General features: G+C 43.8%; 13 protein-coding genes. 7 read left to right on the top strand and 6 right to left on the bottom strand.

Annotated features, from left to right (window positions below):
• Positions 1–89: 89 nt before the first annotated feature.
• The 3 genes from A0256_24300 (at position 90) to A0256_24290 (ending at position 3,457) form a co-directional block, all read left to right on the top strand.
• Entirely contained in the window at positions 90–815 is a 726-nt protein-coding gene (locus A0256_24300; GenBank protein AMR34351.1) for a hypothetical protein, read from the top strand.
• Positions 816–876: 61 nt separating this feature from the next.
• A complete protein-coding gene (locus A0256_24295; GenBank protein AMR34350.1) occupies positions 877–1,797 on the top strand; it encodes a hypothetical protein in 921 nt (306 codons plus the stop codon).
• 190 nt (positions 1,798–1,987) lie between these two features.
• The gene (locus tag A0256_24290) at positions 1,988–3,457 is read left to right on the top strand and encodes a glycosidase (GenBank protein ID AMR34349.1); all 1,470 of its coding nucleotides are present in this window, start codon (positions 1,988–1,990) and stop codon (positions 3,455–3,457) included.
• Positions 3,458–3,524: 67 nt separating this feature from the next.
• Here the strand turns inward: A0256_24290 and A0256_24285 are convergent, their stop codons facing one another.
• The 5 genes from A0256_24285 to A0256_24265 form a co-directional block, all read right to left on the bottom strand.
• Positions 3,525–6,275 (bottom strand): hypothetical protein, encoded by a 2,751-nt coding sequence (locus tag A0256_24285; protein AMR34348.1) that lies wholly within the window; start codon positions 6,273–6,275, stop codon positions 3,525–3,527.
• Between the two features lie 197 nt (positions 6,276–6,472).
• Positions 6,473–7,477 (bottom strand): glycosyl transferase, encoded by a 1,005-nt coding sequence (locus A0256_24280; GenBank protein AMR34347.1) that lies wholly within the window; start codon positions 7,475–7,477, stop codon positions 6,473–6,475.
• A gap of 1 nt (position 7,478) precedes the next feature.
• Complete coding sequence (locus tag A0256_24275) at positions 7,479–9,755, bottom strand: glycosyl transferase (GenBank protein ID AMR34346.1); 2,277 nt, start codon at positions 9,753–9,755, stop codon at positions 7,479–7,481.
• Positions 9,756–10,004: 249 nt separating this feature from the next.
• Positions 10,005–11,204, bottom strand: coding sequence for an aminotransferase class III (locus tag A0256_24270; protein AMR34345.1), 1,200 nt, complete (start codon positions 11,202–11,204; stop codon positions 10,005–10,007).
• 83 nt (positions 11,205–11,287) lie between these two features.
• Positions 11,288–11,485: a hypothetical protein gene (locus A0256_24265; protein ID AMR34344.1), complete on the bottom strand. Its 198-nt coding sequence runs from the start codon at positions 11,483–11,485 to the stop codon at positions 11,288–11,290.
• A gap of 108 nt (positions 11,486–11,593) precedes the next feature.
• Here A0256_24265 and A0256_24260 point away from each other — a divergent pair, with 108 nt between their 5' ends.
• Both A0256_24260 and A0256_24255 read left to right on the top strand, forming a co-directional pair.
• A complete protein-coding gene (locus A0256_24260) occupies positions 11,594–14,428 on the top strand; it encodes a leucine--tRNA ligase (GenBank protein ID AMR34343.1) in 2,835 nt (944 codons plus the stop codon).
• A gap of 289 nt (positions 14,429–14,717) precedes the next feature.
• The gene (locus A0256_24255) at positions 14,718–17,255 is read left to right on the top strand and encodes a hypothetical protein (GenBank protein AMR34342.1); all 2,538 of its coding nucleotides are present in this window, start codon (positions 14,718–14,720) and stop codon (positions 17,253–17,255) included.
• A gap of 338 nt (positions 17,256–17,593) precedes the next feature.
• Here the strand turns inward: A0256_24255 and A0256_24250 are convergent, their stop codons facing one another.
• Positions 17,594–19,408 carry a hypothetical protein gene (locus tag A0256_24250; protein AMR34341.1) on the bottom strand — a complete coding sequence of 605 codons (1,815 nt, stop codon included), beginning with the start codon at positions 19,406–19,408 and terminating at the stop codon, positions 17,594–17,596.
• Between the two features lie 80 nt (positions 19,409–19,488).
• Here A0256_24250 and A0256_24245 point away from each other — a divergent pair, with 80 nt between their 5' ends.
• On the top strand, positions 19,489–19,962 hold the full coding sequence (locus A0256_24245; protein ID AMR34340.1) for a 23S rRNA (pseudouridine(1915)-N(3))-methyltransferase RlmH: 474 nt from the start codon (positions 19,489–19,491) through the stop codon (positions 19,960–19,962).
• Positions 19,963–20,032: 70 nt separating this feature from the next.
• Positions 20,033–20,944: a hypothetical protein gene (locus A0256_24240; GenBank protein ID AMR34339.1), complete on the top strand. Its 912-nt coding sequence runs from the start codon at positions 20,033–20,035 to the stop codon at positions 20,942–20,944.
• The last annotated feature ends 2 nt before the right edge of the window (positions 20,945–20,946 follow it).

Raw genomic sequence — 20,946 nt, 5'->3', positions numbered from 1 at the left:
GCTGAAATTTATAAATTTGTTGCTTGGTAGCTATAACGCTGTGCCCCCCACGGTATGCTGCCATGAGTTTATCATCACCATTATTTTTTATGAAAAATAAATTCATGCAGCTTATGCTGCTTTTTACATTGTTGGCTCCTGTTAAGTTATTAGCGCAGGATAACCAATTTACCGGCTGGGGGGCCTTATTTCACACACAGCGTTTTTCCAAACGCTGGGGAGCTTCTTTCGACGGGCAATTTAGATCGGCAGATCAATATGACTATTTGCGGAACATTCTTTTGCGCCCATCGGTTAACTACTATTTCGCGAATAACAAAATTGGTGCATTAGGCTACGCTTATGTTACCGCTAATGGCCGGGCCGGCGAAAGCAAAACCTTTCGGCCCGAAAGCCGTATCTGGCAGCAATTCATTATCAACCAAAAGCTCGGTAAAGGCGCTATGCTGCAACACCGTTTCAGATTGGAGCAACGTTTTTTAGGTAATACTGCTGTGGCTGGCGTTGAGCGAAACGATCATTTTTTTTCTCAGCGATTGCGCTATTTTGCGAGAGCGGTAATTCCTTTCAAAGGCGATTCGGTTTTTGCCAAAGGCCCCTTCTTTGCAGTGCAGAACGAGATTTTTGCTAATGTTCAAAATAAAGACAAGGTAAATACTCACCTCTTTGATCAAAACCGGGCCTACGGGGCATTTGGTTATCGTTTCAGCAAAAAGTTTGATACCGAAGTGGGCTATCTTAATCAGTATGTTAAAGCAGCAGAAAGCCATACGGTTAACCACGTATTGCAATTGGCTTTATATACCAGGTTTTAAATGGTAATAAGGCGCAATAAATCACGTTAGGTTTGTTTAGCTAAATTACTACCTTGGCAAAATGCCCCAGTTAAATAGTAACCAACAGATACGCCAGCTGGCCAACCTGGAATTGCTGGCCAGACAGGTAGTGGAGGGCTTTATTACGGGCTTACACCAAAGTCCGTTTCATGGATTTTCAGTTGAATTTGCGGAGCACCGTCTTTACAATAACGGAGAATCTGTTAAGAATGTTGATTGGAAACTGCTGGCCCGTACTGATAAATTATTTGTTAAGCAGTTTGAGGAAGAAACCAACCTGCGCTGTTACCTCCTGTTGGATACGTCTTCCTCTATGAATTTCCCTGCTGATGGAATCAGCAAACTACAGTTTTCAGTCTACGCTATTGCATCGCTCATGTACCTGTTTAAAAAACAGAGGGATGCGTTCGGCTTGTGTTTATTTTCTGATAAAATGGACTGGATGAGCCCGGCGCGCTCTACGTCTGCACACTTATTTTATCTGTATGCGCAGTTGGAACTGGCTTACAATAGTCCAAAGGCAAATACATCCACTAATATTTCGCAGGTGTTACATCACATTGCAGGTGAAATTCACCAGCGATCAATGGTGATCATATTCAGCGATATGCTGGAGAATAGCCTCAATCCGCAAAAAATGCAGGGCCTTTTTGCAGCCATACAGCACCTTAAGTACAAGAAACATGAGGTGGTTATATTCAACGTAACTAGCAGGAATGCGGAAGTTGATTTTAATTTCGATAACCGCCCGCATCATTTTGTAGATATTGAAACCGGCGATGAGGTGCGGGTACATCCAAATAAGATCCGGGACAGTTACCGGGCTTCTGTGCATCAATATCGCCAGCAGTTGGCGTTGAAATGCGCACAATACCACATTGATATCATTGATGCAGATATTGAAGGGGATTATTATAACATTCTTAAAGAATACCTTATTAAGCGCAAAAGGATGGCTTAACCATTATCATATTAAACCTTTTAAATAAACAAACATCAATAAAGCAACTGAGTTATTAAAAAAGCACGAACAAAAAGGCGATGTTTGCCTGGCTGCTGTAGCTAATTAAGTATACACCCCTGATTGAAGTTTTTTAAAATGCTCAAATCAATTTAACGCTAAAGGTGTTATCAAACTAAACTATTTTTAGATGAGACTTTCCATAGAAAGAAAACCAGTAAGAGTAAATCCAGATCCGAAACGCGTTATAGCAAGATTCTTTTTTAACGGGAACGATAGGGCTAAAGAGGTTTTACAACGGGTAATGGGAATAAGTGAAGAGACTGCATTTGGTATAGTTTCTCCGATATTACAGGAATATTCTAAACGCCACCGTAATATTACCCGGGTTTTAAACCGGCATTGCAGTAAGTTGAAGCCGCTTTTTGAAGAACTGGGAATTGATTTTGATACGCTTACCGTTTACCGTAAGCTTCTTGTAGGTTCCTATTTTACGCATGAATACTCCATCGAATCTGCGGCGTTTTTTAATCCTTCTATTGTAGAAGATCCGGATCAGACGGAGCTGGAAGATGGCCAACGCCGTGTTATTATTAGTTTTAGAGCGGTAGGAGAGGGGCACATCTCTTCAATTACTTTCCGCCGTGCGCTGATTGATAAATTCAATAATATTACTGTGTTGCCTGCAGGTAGTTATATAGATGAGGCTGAAATTGTTCGGAATGCGGTTTATAACAAGAAATTGTTTTTTGATAAAGCTGCCATTACGCAGATTGATATGAATATTCTGAATGAACTGGAAAGTAAACTGGATCATCATTTTGAATATTCAAACCTGCGCCGCATCATCCTCGATTCGCAAAAATTGCAGGAGAGCGATATGAAACGCCTGGAGTATGATAAAGTACTTTGGCTGGCAGATTCTTACTATGAGATCGTTTTTTCACTGGATACCGATATCTCCGATAGGGTAATTTTCCCGATCTCCGAATACGAGCGTAAAGGAATTGAGGATGCGCGATTTGTGCAGTTCCAAAATGAGGATGGAAGTTCGGTTTATTATGCAACCTATACGGCATATGACGGTGCACTCATTATGCCGAAATTGCTGCAAACAACCGATTTTTATAATTTTAAAATTATGCCTTTATACGGTGCCGGTGCACAGAATAAAAATCTGGCGTTATTCCCGCGGAAGGTAAATGGCAAATACATGATGATCAGCCGGATTGATGGCTGCAATAATTATATCATGTATTCTGATAAGATCAATATCTGGGAAAAACCGGTACTGTTGCAAACCCCTAAATTTAGCTGGGAGTTTGTGCAGATAGGAAATTGCGGGTCGCCAATAGAAACAAAGGACGGCTGGATAGTGATTACGCATGGCGTAGGCCCTATGCGCCGCTATGTGTTGGGTGCAAGCCTGCTTAAGCTGGATGATCCTTCTATAGAGATCGGTCGTTTGAAAGAGCCTTTGCTGATTCCTAATAGCGACGAACGGGAAGGTTATGTGCCGAACGTATTGTATTCCTGCGGTGCGCTCATCCATAACAATAAACTGATTGTTCCATATGGCGTATCCGACTCTTCAACCGCGTTTGCTGAGGTAGATCTGGAGGAATTACTCAACAAATTAAAAAGTGACGGGATAGAATAATCTTTTCGCACTAAACAAGAAAAGACTGCACTAGGGCAGTCTTTTCTTGTTTAGTGGTTTTCTGAAATTACTTGGTCAGTTCAAAATCGAGTGTCTTTTCAGTTAAAGGGAGTACATAAGCACCACGTGCTGTTTCGGCGTTTTTTATGGTGTAGGATACGCCTTTAGCCCCCGATTGAATCCTTAGATATGCCTTCGGTGTGAATTCGTCACTTGCATTCAGTGTGCAAATAACTTTGCCGGAAAGGGCATTATAAGTGATCGTCTTGAATGTGCCCGCATCCAGCGTAAGCCACAAGCCTGCCGGGGCGATAAATACGTTAGTTTTTTTGCCGTTGGTGATATCTACCTTGACCAAATTTCCCGACTGCTTCAAATTACCACCGAAAGCCAGCCACCCCAACTCTTTATCGTGGGTGATATACGTGGCTGCATTTACTGCATAACCAAAAAAGTTCGGTCCGTAATCTCCGCTCAGGCCGTCTATTTTAAGCGTTGATGGGTAGGAGTGGAAGGCTGCCGGACCAAAGCCGTCTTCAGTAATGTTTGAGATGGAACCCATCAGGCCGCCGTAGCCCACACGCAACAAATAAAGATCATTCGGGTGTTGCCTGTACTCGCTCAATACCGGGATAGCATTCAGTCCCGAGCCGTAATGGTGTAACTGCCGCTCTATGCGGGAGAGTTTGCCACCATAAAGAAAATCCCAATACCTGCGGGCAGAGCCATTATAGCCCCAATGCGGAACGGTAGGCATGTAGCCCAATATAGCGTTGATCGTTACCAAAGCTTTATCACCATATCCAAAATACTGCGACCATGCGTAAACTTCTTCCTGCCCTGTGGAGTCCCAGGGCATTTCGCTACCAAAAGGATATTGCAGCGTATCCCAATGGTCCGCTCGGGTTTTCATTTCCTTTTCCAGGAGGGCAGCTTTATCCTGCCACCCTTCAGCTTTCAGATCCATCAGCAGCAATACAAAAATGGTGCCTTCCATTTGCCCGAATTGAGCATAATAAGGCGCTTGTTTAACCATTGCCATGGCGGTTTCATAAGAGTTATTCAAATAGAAATCCCAATTTTTGCCCTTAACCATGCCCGGATGATTACGTGCAATTCGGTACATTACCCAATGCGCAGCGGCAACGTGCGGATAATTATAGCTTCGCCCAACGTCATTGGCGTCCTTATGGCTCCAGGCGGCCCAAGTCTTCCAATTTAAGCTGTCGCTGTAAGTGCCTTTTGGTAATGAGTCTGGCTGGTAATAAAATACGCTTTTCTTAACCCCATATTTTTGCGGGCCTTCGCTGTGCTGTATGTTGCCAAATAAAGTGTGGTCGGTAAAATTCTGCAGTTTGGCTACCTCCGCTTTGTCTGGCTGGGCAAATTCCTTCATCATGGCCCCCAGCCAGCTGCCTGCGCCGCCCTCGTCGCTCAGGCCCGAGATCCACACGCGGCTATCCTGCGCTACCTGTTGTTTTTTATCATAATCGTAGGTGATCACCGATTGGTCGCGACCGAAGGGATCGGCTTTGTTCTCGTACCATTGCTGATGGGTAAGGAAACTGCCAAAGTCTTTTAATACCTCTGCCTCGGGCTTGATAACTTTATAGCTGATTGTTTGTGATAGTCCATCGGCGTAGGTAACTGTTAGGCGTGCGCGACCCCACTTCATACCTTTTACCAAGTAAGTTTTCAAAGTTTTGTTGGTAGATGATATAGCAGAAATGCTAAGCGCCCCGGCCGGTTCCACCTGTATAGAATTAACACTTTTGTTGTACTTCAAAAATAGTTTAGCTTCTACATCCTGCGGTAGCACATAACCAGGAATGCCAATAGCCACAGGGCGATGTTGTTCCACTAATTTCTGTTCGATTCCTCTGATCGACGGAGCAAGCGAAAATTTTACGCCAAATTCTTTTGTCTCACCCGGTTTTAGGATGCATGAAGTAGGCGTGTTCCATGGATCGGCTTTTTTCCAATCATCATCTGCATAGGCTTTGCTGTAAACCATCCACTCATAAAAGCCTTCAAAGTCTATACCCTTGGGGGTAGGGTCATCCAATAAAGGGTTGTAAGCTTCAAAAGGTGATTTGCCGTAGGGAGTGACCAATAAAACCGGCCCTTTGCCACTTAAACGGGTAACCTGCAGGTAGCCCGCATCCTTACCAATATAAGGGTCATAGAACACATTTTGAGCGTGGGCTTCTTCCAGAGATTTGCCTTGTAATACATTGTTGAAGATCATCGGCATGCCAAGGGAGCCGATCTCCACATTTTTAGCAGTGATGTTCTTTAACTTAAAAACAAGCGCCAGTGTACCGTCAACAAGTTTCCACTGACGCTGTATGTTTAGAGGTGTATTTAAAGGTAATGTAGGTGATAGGTCGGCAGCCGCGAGTACGCCTGGCATATTCTTAACCAGCGGTTTAATCGCCGAACGGTTAGCGGCGGTAGAATATTTGCTATATGTGCTTTCGCCGGCTATTTTTAGCCGCAGGTTTAAATCTCCTAATTGATACATGCCATTGCTGGCGCGCACTTTCAAGCGGTCGGCTGGCGTATAATCAAAATTCTTTTCGGTTATTGGTTGCAGGGCGGCTACTGTTTGCGAAGCCCTCACGAGTTTGAGCCTGAAACCGGGAGCGGTTAAGTCAATATATCCTTTTTCCAATCCCAGGGTGGCGGGCCGCTTTTCAAGGTTTTTCCATGGATCCTGGGCCAATGCAAGCTGGCCATGCTGTATTGCGAAAAATGAAATTGCACAAATGATCAGGGAGAATCGCTTATTCTTTTGGGTAAAATCAAGTTTCAGCATATCTGGACAGTGGTAAGGGATGATCACCACTGTAAAAATAGGCTTTTGGCACTGTTTTATTTATCCAAAATAGGCCTATACCAACTATATATTATCCATGGCATGGTGATTTAAATGCAATTGCGGCCTAAATTAAAAGAATACGATTGAATTAATATTCTTATAGTTCTAGGCCGCAAAAAACAAAATTGAGATAACTACCCTAAAATCTGCTGATATAGCTTATAATAATCACCTGCCATTTTCTCTGCTGAAAATTGCGATTTAGCCCAATCCCTGCAATCTTTTCGATTAATCTGGTTTAACTTGCCCACCGCAGTAACGGCTTCCTCAACTGTATTAACTAAAAATCCTGTTTGCGCATCCTTAATCAATTCAGGCATCGAACCCTTATTAAAAGCAATTACCGGCGTGCCGCAAAGCATCGCCTCGGCAACACTCATTCCAAACGGCTCTTTAAAATTAATAGGGTGCAAAAGTGCAATAGCATTGCCTAAGAGCTCATTCCGTTTATCAGGGCCGGCATGGCCTACATATTGGATCTGCTCATCTAAAAACGGCTCAACCTTTTCGCGCCAGTAATTTTCATCCTGGATAATACCTGCAATAAGTAGTTTCTTATTCGCTTGCTTAGCGATCTGGATGGCTTCGGCGGCACCTTTATCATGGTGAATGCGACCGAAATATACCAGGTAATCTTTGGACTGCTCGGTAAATATAAATTCGGCGGTGTTTAATCCATTATATACTGTACCGATGTATGCTAATTCCGGACTACGGTCGGCATTACTTATCGATACATAGTGACCGCGCTCATTGTACTTTTTATAAACCGGAACGATCCGGGGCGATGAAAAGCCATGAATAGTGGTAATGACCGGCGTATTAATTAAGCCGGTATAACTAAGCGGTAAAAAATCAAAATTGTTGTGGATAATGTCAAACTCACCAGCCTTTTCCATTAGGTTACTGATGTGCAGGCATTCCAGAACTTTAGCATCCTGAGTACGGTCTTCCTCGTAGCCTTGCTCGCAAACTGATTCCAACTTACCTTCGGTGATCGAATCGCCGGTAGCGAAAAGGGTAACTTCAACGCCAAGTTTAATTAAACCTTCAGCAATGTTAGAGGCAACCTGCTCCCAAGGCCCGTAGTGCCTGGGCGGTGTACGCCAGGCAACGGGGGATAATATAGCCGCTCTCATATTAGCAAACTTTGATCTGCTGATCAGCTTTATTGTACTCGTATTCCAGTTCGAATGCCCTTAATACCGTTAAATGGGATATTAGGTAGGCTAATGTACTTTCTGCACCCTGGTTACGATTGATACCTGTTGGCAGCAAGCCATCACAGCAACCTTTTGTTTCATGGTCATATAATGGTGCACGCAGGGTATTTTCGCCGAGGAACCATTTATAACACAAGAACATCTTTTCAATATACTGTGGTTTTCTGAATATTTGATAGGCCTGGTAATGCATCAGTACCATAGCCATGGTTTCTATAGCCTGCTGATCAAAAGTTGGGAATTTACCACCACGATGATACCAGCCATCATTACCTACCGGACTTAGATAACCGTTGGAGAGGGTTAACTTATCCAGGAAACCCATAGTGATCAATGCAATTCTTTTCGCATTTTCATCACCGGTGATCTCGCAGGAATGAAGAAGGGCCAATGGTAAAATAGCATTATCATAAGTCATGCTTTCTTCAAACCATTCCCAATCGTCGCTGCGTGTTTTGTTGTAAGCATCAATCAAAGGCTGTGTCATCTGTTTTAATTCCTGTACCATGCCTTCATCAGTAGGGTAGGCCTGCAGGTAAAGACTGATACCGATAATGGTATTACCCATACCGCGCAGGTATCTTAAATCTTTAAAATGCGGGAACGAACGGTGAAACAGCTCCAGGGCAAATTCCCTGTAAGAATTGCTCGCTGCGCAACTAATTAAATGCCCCAGCGCCCAAATAGTACGGCCAAATGAATCTTCGGTACCCACCTCATCCAGGTATGACCTGTTAAAGCTGAGGAAATTGCGGAAGTTACCATCCTCAGTTTGCATATAGTGAATATAGCTCAGATAGATTGGTAGCAATCTATATGCTTCCTGGCTGCCGTTACGTTGATAGGCCATTAGCGCCATGATGAGCGCGCGTGAGTTATCATCAACACAATAACCTTCTTTTAAATTGGGTATACCGTATTTTGCGTGTTGTACAATACCGGTATCATCTGTTAAGCGCGTAACGTGGGCAAGGCTAAATGTTGGTAATACCTCCGGATCTACAATGCTGTTCTTTAGAATCTTATCACTAAAATCATGTTTAGCAGCAGCTTCCTGGGCAACTTTAATGAACTCTGCACCAGTTACCGGCCAGCGCAGGTGCAAGCCATATTCATAAGCGTTCTCTTTCAGTTCCTGCAGGGTATCGTCATTATCAAGTAATTCGTTAACAATATCAGCCAGCATTTCCGCATTTTTAAAATCGAACAAACGGCCGCGGTTATCGTCAAGCAGTTCGGTAGCATGCCAGTATGGTGTAGATACCACTGCAGCGCCGGCGCCTACTGCATAAGACAGCGTACCGCTGGTAATCTGTGCTTCGTTCAGATAAGGGGTAACGTAAACTTCAGCGGCGGTCAGATAATCTATCAGTTCATCCTCGGCTACAAACTTATTGATGAAAGAAAGGTGCTGTGACACTTTTAATTGTACCGCCAGGCTCTTAAGGTGGTCGCGATATTCCTCGCCGGAGTGTTTTACTACGCCCGGGTGTGTATTACCCAATACCACGTACATTACATCGGGATGCTTTTCAACTATTTTTGGCAGTGCACGTACCACGGTTTCGAGGCCCTTGTTACGGCTAATCAAGCCGAACGTTAATAACACGCGGTGATTTTTAAACGGTGTGATACTTTTTACCGGGTTTTGTTCCGGTGCTTCCAAATCAGGAACGCCGTGTTCGATGATCTGTATTTTTTCAGCTGGGATATCATAAATGGTGGTTAAGAACTCAACCGCCCTTTTACTCATTACAATGATCTTGGATGACTGCTCGGCTATCTCACGGATGATGATCTTTTGCACATAACTAGGATCTTTTAAAATAGTATGCAGAATAGAGATGAGGGGTTTCTCCAGCCTGTTGATCAGCGGAAGGATATAAATGCCGCTCTCGCCGCCAAAAATACCAAACTCATGTTCCAGAATAACCGCATCAACGGTGCTGGTATTAATATAATTAGCAGCACGGATATAGTCCTTTTGATGATTTTGGCGGATAATATATTTCACATCTTCCGGATACTCGTATTCCTGCAAATTCTCGGAATCATTCATTGCAACAACAAAACCGCCTTCAAGCAATGATTTCCTCTTTGGGAAATTTGAATTGATGGCCAGCATCAGGTTTTTGTTGAACGTAGCTATGCCGCACTCGCGGGGAGGATAGGTTGATATGTAGGCGATTTTCATATTTTAAGAAAGATCTATTTTAGTTTAATTGTGGCACCCTGAATTTTTGTTCGCAAATTAGTAACCCTGACTTGAAAAGTATGCAGCGCCAGGCTATACAAGGCATAATAGCAGGCTTTGTTTGCATAATGGTATCAGGTTTAGTTAGTGAAGCACAAATTATACCAATTAACTCGTAAAAAAAATAGGTGGCTGCGTTTTTACACACAAATTGCCCTATAGAATTAAATAATCTGTAAAAATTTGAACTTAGATTTTCATACGGTAATGAAAATCAATCGCCTCTATAATTACGTTGCAGGCATTTGTAATTTGCACATTGGTAATAATCAGTGGAGGGGCTATGCGCATGCTGTTACTGCAGTGCAGGAACCAATCGGCAATTATACCATTTTCTATACAGCGGTCGATTATTTTTTTATTCAGTTCAAAGCTGTCGAACTCGATCGCCAGCATCAGTCCCTTGCCGCGAATCCCTTTGATAGCCGGGTGGACCAGCAAACTGCGCAGTAAAGCTTCTTTTTCGGCTACGGTAGCTATCAGATTTTCATTTAGTAAAACCTCTAAGGCTGCCAGCCCTGCTGCACAGCAAACCGGGTGACCGCCAAAAGTGGTGATGTGGCCCAGGATAGGGTTCTCCTTAAATACCGACATTATCTCTGCCGAAGAGATGAAGGCCCCAACGGGCATGCCGCCGCCCAGCGCTTTGGCCAGCAATAATATATCTGGCATGATACCGAAGTGCTCAAAGGCGAACAATTTACCCGTACGGCCAAAGGCGGCCTGGATTTCGTCTAATATGAGCAGCGCACCCACTTCGGTACACCGGGAACGCAGGGCTTGCATATAAGCAGCATCGGGTACCCGGATGCCCGCTTCTCCCTGGATAGTTTCCAGGATAACGCAGGCTGTTTCGGTAGTGATCTGCTGCAGATCTATCGGGTTATTAAATTGGATGAAATTTATTCCCGGCAACAGGGGGCGGTAAGCCTGCTTAAATTCTTCGTTACCCATTACACTTAAAGCACCGTGTGTGCTGCCATGATAAGAGTTATGCATAGATACAATCTGCTGCCTGCCGGTAAAACGCTTAGCCAACTTCAAGGCACCTTCTACTGCTTCCCCACCCGAGTTGGTAAAGTAAACTGAGTTTAAACTTTCTGGCAGTATAGTAACCAATTTTTCTGCAAAGCGAACCTGTGGCGTTTGTATGTATTCGCCATATACCATCAGGTGCATGTATTTGTCTACCTGGTCTTTTATGGCCTGGATCACTTGCGGATTACTATGCCCCAGATTGCTAACGCCGATGCCTGATATCAGATCAATAAAACCTTTGCCATCCCTATCATACATATAAACGCCTTCTGCACGCTCAAACTCCAGCAACAGGGGGAAATGAGTGGTTTGTGCATTGTTGTTTAAAAATAACTGGCGGAGGGTGAGCATGGTGCAAATATAGTGAATCTTAAAAAACTAAGTCTTGGCTAAAGCCCTTGGTGGAGATCTGGCTAAAATCATTTCTTAATGCTTCAATGCTGATCTCGATCTACGGAAGCGAGCGTTGATTTTTTAAGGCAATCAAATTCGCTCAAAAGCATGGTTTGAAATTTGCGCCAGGGATTGTAAGGATTTAGCCCGGAGGGCCGGAGCAAAGCGCAGCCCTGCAAAGCCCGGTCCGGAGGGGGCGCCATAGTGGTCGGAATAGGGATTTGCAGCATTTGGAACAATCCAGCGACGAGGTGTCGCTAATCTCCAGGCAAACATAATTACCCTTCAGGGGGTTAGGGGGCTAATTTTTTTATTAATTTCGCACCCTCACCCGCGCAAATAAAAAAATGGACTATCAATTTAAGGAAATAGAAAAAAAATGGCAGCAATTTTGGGCCGCTAATAATACTTTTAAAGCCGAGAATAAAAGCGACAAACCCAAGTACTATGTGCTGGATATGTTCCCTTACCCTAGTGGTGCAGGGCTGCATGTGGGCCATCCGCTTGGCTATATCGCATCAGACATTTTTGCGCGTTACAAACGCCTGAAAGGATTTAACGTGCTGCACCCGATGGGTTACGATAGCTTTGGCTTACCGGCCGAACAGTATGCCATACAAACCGGGCAGCATCCATCGGTTACTACCGAAGATAATATTGCTACTTACCGCAGGCAGCTGGATCAGATTGGTTTCTCATTCGACTGGAGCCGCGAAGTGCGCACCAGTAATGCCGGTTATTATAAATGGACGCAATGGATCTTTATGCAGCTGTTTAACAGCTGGTATAATAAGGATGCCGATAAAGCGAATGCTATCGCCGATCTGGTTTCGCATTTCGAAACTAAGGGCAGCGCCGGTATCAGTGCCGTGTGCGACGAAGAGATACTAAGCTTTACTGCCGATGAATGGAATGCCTTTACCGAGCAGGAACAACAGGCTGAACTATTGAAATACCGGTTAACTTACCTGCGCGAAAGTACCGTAAACTGGTGTGCGGCATTGGGTACGGTATTGGCTAACGACGAGGTAAAAGACGGCTTTAGCGAGCGTGGTGGCTACCCTGTGGAGCAAAAGAAAATGATGCAGTGGAGTATGCGCATTACTGCCTACGCACAGCGGTTGCTTACCGGTTTGGATGCGATTGACTGGCCCGAACCGTTGAAAGAAATGCAGCGCAACTGGATTGGCAAGAGTGTGGGAGCAAGTGTGAAATTCCCGATAGCTGGAGCGGCGGGCGAGGAGCAGGCAGCGTCTACAGCTGACGCGCCGGTAACGTCCCACACCGCGCCTTACATAGAAGTTTTTACCACGCGCGTTGACACTATTTTTGGTGTTACGTTTGTAGTACTGGCACCGGAGCACGAACTGGTAGCCAGTTTGACAACGCCTGAGCAAAAAGCTACAGTAGAAGCTTATATTGCCCAAACTAAAAAGAAAAGCGAACTGGACCGTATGGCGGATACCAAAACGGTTTCGGGCGCATTTACGGGCAGCTATGTGCTGAACCCGCTGAATGGCGAAAAAATTCAGCTTTGGATTGCCGACTACGTGTTGGCGGGATATGGTACGGGCGCAGTAATGGCTGTACCGAGCGGCGATCAGCGCGATTACTTGTTTGCCAGGCATTTCGACTTACCGGTGATCAGTATTCTGGATACCCAGCAAATTGAAAGCGAAGCCGACCCAACCAAGGAAGGTAAATACATTAATTCGGAATTTATGAACGGCTTGGATTACAAAGCGGGTACCGCTGCCGTAATAGCCAAACTGGAAGAAATTGGGTCGGGGAAAGCGAAAGTAAACTTCAGGATGCGCGATGCTATTTTTGGCCGCCAGCGTTATTGGGGAGAACCCGTACCGGTTTACTTTAAGGATGGCTTGCCTTACTTAATTGAGGAGAGCGAACTGCCGTTAGTATTACCCGAAATTGATAAGTACCTGCCAACCGAAAGCGGCGAACCACCATTGGCCCGCGCTACTGACTGGAAGCACCCGGAAGGAGAATATGAACTCAGCACTATGCCGGGCTGGGCTGGCAGCAGCTGGTACTGGTACCGCTACATGGATGCCCAAAACGATGCTGAATTTGCATCTACAGACGCAATAGCCTACTGGAAAGCGGTTGACTTATATATAGGCGGCAGCGAACATGCTACCGGCCACTTGCTGTATAGCCGCTTCTGGAACAAATTTTTGAAGGATATCGGCAAAACTTCGGAGGAAGAGCCTTTCAAAAAACTGATTAACCAGGGGATGATCCAGGGTAGAAGTAACTTTGTGTACCGGCTTGTTGATGATGAGGGTAAACCAACAAACACCTTTGTTTCTCACGGTTTGATCAAAGACTATAAAACTTCGCCCTTTCATGTGGATGTAAACATTGTAGACAACGAAGTGCTTAACCTTAACAAGTTTAAACAATGGCGGCCTGAGTATGCTGATGCTGAATTTATTTTAGAGAACGGCAAATATATCTGTGGCGTGGAAGTGGAAAAAATGTCCAAATCCAAATACAATGTGGTTAATCCGGATGATCTGATAGAGCGTTACGGTGCAGATACCTTACGTATGTATGAGATGTTTCTTGGTCCGTTAGAGCAAAGCAAGCCCTGGAATACTAATGGTATTGAAGGCGTATTTAAATTCCTGCGGAAATTCTGGCGTTTGTTCCATGATGCCGACTGGAACTTTAACGTAAGCAATGCCGAACCATCTAAAGCAGAATTAAAATCGTTGCACAAGATCATTCAGAAGGTGGAGCAGGATGTGGAGCGGTTCTCTTTCAATACTTCCGTTTCCAGCTTTATGATAGCGGTTAACGAGTTAACGGAATTAAAATGTAACAAACGCGCCATTCTGCAAAACATGGTCATTATACTGGAGCCTTATGCACCACATATTTGCGAGGAGCTTTGGGTGCTGTTAGGTAATGAGGCCGGCACATTATCCTATGCGAGCTATCCCGCGTTTAATCCTGCGTATTTGGTGGAGGATGAGTTCAGCTACCCGGTATCTATCAACGGTAAAATGAAAACCAATGTGAGCCTGTCGCTAAGTATGGAAGTTAAGGATATAGAACAAGCCATTTTGGCCCATGCTGATGTGCAGAAATACTTAAACGGGGCAGCACCTAAAAAGCTGATCGTAGTAAAAGGCCGGATAGTCAATATTGTGATCTAAGGTCCGCCCGCTATCATACGTGTTTTTCCTCCCGCTTGTCATTCCGGGGAACGAAGGATTTGTTAAGCGCTTTGCAGCCAACCTGCTCAGCATTTAACAGATCCTCCGTTCCTCAGAATTAAAGGAGGTTGATATTACGATCTCAAATTACTTCAATTTTCATAATTCACTTATAACCGCTTAACTTAGTGTAACATATACATTACAGTTACGAAGATTTTACATTAAAGCGAGATTGACTTGTAACATTTTAATCAATTTTGCCTCCAAACACCAAATATTAACTTATATGAGACGAATACTTTTACTTTTAATAACAATCTGTGCTTCATTTGCAGCCAATGCCCAGGGGTTTGGCGGAGGAGGGGGGGCCTCCATCGTTGGCAAGATCGCGGGTACGGTTGTCGATTCGATCACCAAAAAACCGGTGGACTATGCCACCATCAGCTTGTTCAAAAGCGGCGCAAAAATTCCTGTTAATGGTGTACTTACAGACGCCAAAGGCAATTTCAGATTTGACAATATCAAGGCCGGCAATTATAAACTAGTAGTTTCTTTCATTGGTTACAAAGCAAAAACTATAGATCCGGTTACTACCACGGCAGCAAAGCCAGATGCTAATATGGGTAGTGTTATATTATCACCAAGCGCTCAGGCTTTAAAGGAAGTGCAAGTAGTTGGGCAGGCGGCGCTTATAGAAAATAAAATAGATAAGATAGTTTACAACGCCGAAAAAGATTTAACCTCTGCAGGTGGTAATGCTACTGATATTTTGCAAAAAGTACCATTGGTATCGGTAGACATGAATGGAAACGTGGCTTTGCGCGGTGATCAGAATGTAAGAGTACTCATCAACGGGAAACCATCGGGTGCAACAGCAGCCAGCTTAAGTGATGTTTTGAAAACCATCCCTGCCAGCCAGATCAAAACGATTGAAGTAATAACTTCTCCGAGCGCAAAGTACGATGCGGAAGGATCGGGCGGTATCATCAATATTATTACCAAGCAAAAAAATGCTTCAGGTGTAAGCGGTTCTGTTAGTGGTGGTGTAGGTACACGCCAGAATAACGGTAATGTTAACTTCAACTACAATAAAAACCGTTTCAATTTCTCCGCGAACGTTGGAGGGAACCTTACCTGGCCACAAACTTCTCAAACTGTTTTCGACCAAACATTGACTACAGCCACTACGGATGAGCACAACTTTAATAATACGAGCAATCAAATTAAACGTCATGGTATCAGAGGATCGCTTAGCGCAGGGTACCAGTTTAATGGATTTAACAGTATTAACAGTACTTTAACGTTGAACGATGGTGGCTTCAACGCAGATGGTGGTGGTACTTATAATCACGTGGATCTGATAGATGCAACCAAAACTTTTTCTTACATCGGTAAGTCAACATCACATAACAAATTCAGCGGATTTGACTGGAATGTGGATTATACCCATAAGTTTAACACAACGGGCCATGAATTAATCGTTTCTGGCCAATGGACGCATGCCATTATCAAAACCGATTACAACAACGTTTTCAGCGATACCCGTTATGCAAGCCAGCTGGCTAATAACAATGGTAAAAACAATGAGTATACCGGTCAGTTAGATTATACTTTGCCTATTAATAAAGTATTAAAACTTGAGGCAGGCGGTAAAACTATCCAGCGCCGCATAAACAGTGTTTATGATATTTATGCTTTGGATATCACCGGCAATAACCCAATTTTGGATACGCAAAACTCAAATCTGTACGATTATACACAGAATGTTTATGCTGGTTATGGTGTGTTCACTATTACTTTGCCTAAAAATTACTCCATACTTGCAGGTTCTCGTTTCGAAAACACCCAGATTACCGGTGATCCGCAAACACCTTATGCAACAGGAAGTAATTCTCAGCAATTGCAGCCATTTACCGCAAGTTATAATACCTATATCCCCAGCTTAACGCTGCAAAAGGTAATAGGTGCCAACACCATCAAAGTATCTTACAGCAAACGGATCCAACGGCCAAGCCTCCAGGTATTGAACCCTTTTATCAACAGGAGCAATATCCAGAGCCAAACGGTAGGTAATCCGAATTTATCACCGGAGATTTCACAAACAGTGGAATTAAATTATAATGCATTTATCAAGTCTTCGGTAGTCAACCTATCTGTTTACTACAAAAAAACCAGTGATTTAATAGAAGGTATTGCTAACCCGGTTGTTGATAACGGTATTGTTATTAACCGTACTGTACAGGCTAACGTAGCAGTAAATAATTCTGTAGGTGCAAGTTTCTTTGGTTCACTTAACCCAATTAAGCCCTTAACCATTCGTGGAAGTATCAACGTATTTACTTATAACCCTACGGTATATGCCCAGTATGCAAACTTTATCAATCCGGACGCTTTAAAAACCAGACTGATGTCTACCCTTTTTGGTAGTGCTACTTACAACCTTCCTAAAGATTTTGTAGTAGAAGCCTTTGGTTTTTCCAACTCTGCCCGCAGAACCATACAGGGTGTTAGCCCGGCCTTTGGAATTTACGCCTTTGGAATTAAAAAACAGTTTGATAACAAGAAAGCATCGATCGGTTTCAACACAGTGCAGCCTTTTGCGGTTAACAAATCATTTAATCAAAGTATTTCGAGCCCTGGCTTTACACAGAATGTGCGGACGCAGTTCCCATTCCAATCGTTCGGTATAACGTTTAGCTACAGCTTCGGTAAAATAAGCTTTAGCAACCCAACCCAAAAGAAAAAGGGTGTAAACAACGACGATCAGATTCAGGGTGGAGATCAAAGCGGTGGTGCTGCACCAGCCGGCGGAGCCCGTCAGTAATAAAATCCGGACTGTAATAGTCAGGAATTAAAATAAAGTAAGGAGCAGGGCGCGATTATCGTCCTGCTCCTTTTTGTTAAAATAAATCCTGCTCAATGAGGTTCCAGGACCGCTTCAACAGTCTTGTTCGGGTCTGTTCGGGTCTGTTCGGGCTTGTTCGGGCTTGTTTTTGTCGGGCGACACCGCGAACACGAACATGTTAAAGAAGTCTGAATTATCACTTTTAGGATTGTTGATCGGACTAGACTATCCCGGTTGCATCAGGCTGTTTTAATTATTTACACATCCGAAATCTGCACATCTGCACATCCGCATATCTGCACAACAGTCCCGATCATCTACTGCTCTTCCACATTGATGCCAATTTGCTTCAGCAGCAGGGAGGCATTAAAGGTTTTGCACTCCCCGTGTTTCATTTTGTAGTCGAAAAGCATTTCGCCAATTACTACCTGGATATCGAAATAAAAATTACGCACGTAGTTGGGATACTTGTCTTCCAGCCTGGCAATCTGCAGGTCGTGTGTGGCTACCATTCCTACTCCGCGTTTGCTGATAAGCTGTTCAATTACCGCTTTACTGCCAAGGTACTTGTCTACCGAGTTAGTGCCGCGCAGCATCTCATCGATCAGGAAAAATACACGGCTATCTTTTTCAACGGCCGCCAGCAGCATTTGGAGGCGGTCGAGCTCAGCCTTAAAGGTAGAGGTGCTTTCATTTAGGGAGTCTTTAATGCGCATATAACTGACGAGGGAGATGACCGAGACTTCCATAGCCGCCGCGCAAACCGGTGCCCCTGCCAGCGCTAAAACAGTGTTGATACCAATGGTACGAAGGAAGGTGCTTTTGCCTGCCATGTTGCTGCCTGTTATGATGTCGATGCTAAAAGCGTCCTTCAGTTCATAATTATTATCAACCCTTGCCCCGCGAATGAGCGGGTGGGCAATGTTTTGGGCGGTGAGTGTATAACCTTCCGTATCAGCGATGACAGGGTAGGTCCAATCCGGATAATTCATTGCAGGCACGGTAAGACTGATGAGCGCCTCGAACTCGGCAATTACATTAAAAGCGGTTTCGAAATTCTCGTGGTTCTCTTTTTTCCATTTTTCAATGGCCATCAGCTGCCGGATGTCCCAGATGAATAGCGCATTAAGCAGCACCATCATGATCATATTAAGACGGTAGTTAAGTTTATTCAGTAAAATGGATAATTCCTTGATCTTACCTGACACGTGCTGCCCGTTTGTATCTGTAAGCTGTTGAGCAAATGCTGCGCAATGTGCAGTTGACCATTCCTGCTCCTCAATATTTTTGAAAGCCAGTACAAAATGGCTAAGCGACTGGTCTATTTTGCCTGCAATCAGGTCGGTTTTTTTAATGATCTTCTCGCGGGTTGATGCCTGCCGGTAGTTGAACCATCCTGCGGGTAATATTAAATAACCTATCGGATGATAAAAATAACTGCCTATCACCAGTGCCAGCAGCACGAATGGCGCAGCTTGGGTATAAACCTTCAGGAATGTTTCTTTATCAAGTTCTACAGGGGTTTTTAGGAAAGAAATAAGGTCCTTGATTTGTGTAGGGCTTTGCTTGAGCGAAAAAAGCAGGTTTGTTTGGAATGCGAGTTTCCATTCGGGTTTTGTGGCCAATTCCTTCACCGCAGCCTGACGCTTTAAAATCTTGTCTTTTTGGCCAGGTCCGGCTAACCAGTCGGCCAATTTTGTGTTGCCCCCCAGGGTAGCCGAGCGATTGATCAATTGAAAAAGAGAACTTTTACCGAAGATGTCCAGGTCTGCTGTGTAATGATGTTTATCGTCTGCAAACCAGCTGCCATCATGGTACATATTGGTATGGGCGCCCATGCTGGCGGCCTCGTTCTCATTCACTTTTTTCAGGTCAAGGAAGTAGTTTTTGGCTGTTTCAAATCCATTTTGCTTGTTAACTATCTTTACAAAAACAAAAGCCAGCAAAAATGTAGCAGCTGCCAGGATGATAAGGTTGTCCTGGCTTACCGTTATAAAAACAGACACCACAAAGAGTACAAAAACACCAAGGCGGTAAAGCGAATAGGTATTCACCTGTTTGGCGAGGCTATCCACTTCTTGCTGAGCCGCTATTGCTGCCTGCTTATAATCGTTTAAAATATCTTGTTCCATTCGTTTTAGTAAAGCCTGTATTTTGGGTAGTTTTACCACCTTTCAATTTTACAACAAATACCCAACATTTAGGGCCTGTAATGAAGATCACTTTTATAACCGTTGGCAAAACAGAAGATGCCTACCTTAAAGATGGAATAGATAAGTATGTGAAGCGCCTGAAGCATTACGCTAAACTGGAACTGGTTGAAATAGCTGAATTGAAAAATACCAAAGCGCTAACCGAAGAACAGCAAAAAACGAAAGAAGCGGAGCTGATCCTGAAGAAAGTAACCACGCAGGATCACCTCATCTTACTGGATGAAGCAGGGCAGGAGTTCACTTCGGTACAGTTTGCCAATTACTTAAATAAGCGCGCCATCAGTTCGGTAAGCAGCCTGGTATTTGTGGTAGGCGGGCCGTATGGGTTTGATCAGTCGGTTTACCAACGGGCAAACGATAAGATCTCGCTTAGCCGGATGACGTTCTCGCACCAGATGGTGCGATTGTTTTTTGTAGAGCAGCTTTACCGGGCATTTACCATCATTAAAGGTGAGCCTTACCATCATCAGTAATAACCCTTAAGTATTTAATATTTAAAAATATATAATAAGCTATAAATTATATATTTAAAAAATATTATTTATGAAGGTATCCGTAATTATACCCACCTATCATCGCCCTTATTTTTTAAATGAAACTATATTATCTGTTTGCAAACAAACCCTTTTGCCAGATGAAATACTCATTGGCGATGATTCTGATGATGACGCTACCGAAAAGCTGGTAAATGAAGTTCTGATCCCTCAAAGCCCCGTTCCTATTCGTTATTTCCATCATCAGCCTGCCATGCGGGAGGTTGCTAATGTAGATTTCCTGTACAGGCATGCTACAGGCGATTTAATTTTGCATTTACATGATGACGACCCCATTTATCCGCAATGCCTCGAGGTATTAAAAAAGCCGTTTGAAACCCATCCGCAAATAATAGCCAGTTTTGGTCTGCAACGTTTAATAGATGAAGAAGGAGTTTTAATATCCGATTCAGAAAAAGTTAATGAAGACTACTTCAGAACAAAACCGAGGGCAGGAGTGGTAGATGGCTTTTTTGCCGGGGCGCTGGGCATGTTTCCTAATAATGCGTTTTTGGTTAAAAGAAAAGAGGCATTAGCAGTTGGCTATTCCGATGGCGGCAGGGCAGGTAAAGCAACAGATTTTTATTTCGGTTTCAGGCTTGGCAGATTAGGTATGCCATTTTACCTGGTGTATGAATACACTGCAATGTGCCGGATTGTAACAGCATCACAATCACGCATGCAGGGGGCGGATAATGATTACAGGAGTGTGAGGATAATTTTTGAGGATTGTAAGCAAGAAGAGTTTTTCCCCGAACTGGAGCATTTTTTAAAAGATAAAATGCCAAGGGCGATAACAACAGCTGCCGCCATAAAAGATAAACGGAACGCCTTTAAATGGCTCGTGTCGAGATTTTACCGGGATAGGTTACTAACGCCACGCGGAATAAAGCGGGTATTACAGGTAATTAATCCGTTTTAGTT

Origin of the sequence: Mucilaginibacter sp. PAMC 26640, from assembly GCA_001596135.1 — a bacterium.
Taxonomy (GTDB): domain Bacteria; phylum Bacteroidota; class Bacteroidia; order Sphingobacteriales; family Sphingobacteriaceae; genus Mucilaginibacter.
Note: the sequence above shows the minus strand (reverse complement) of the source record. Positions and strands in the feature narration are given on the sequence as shown.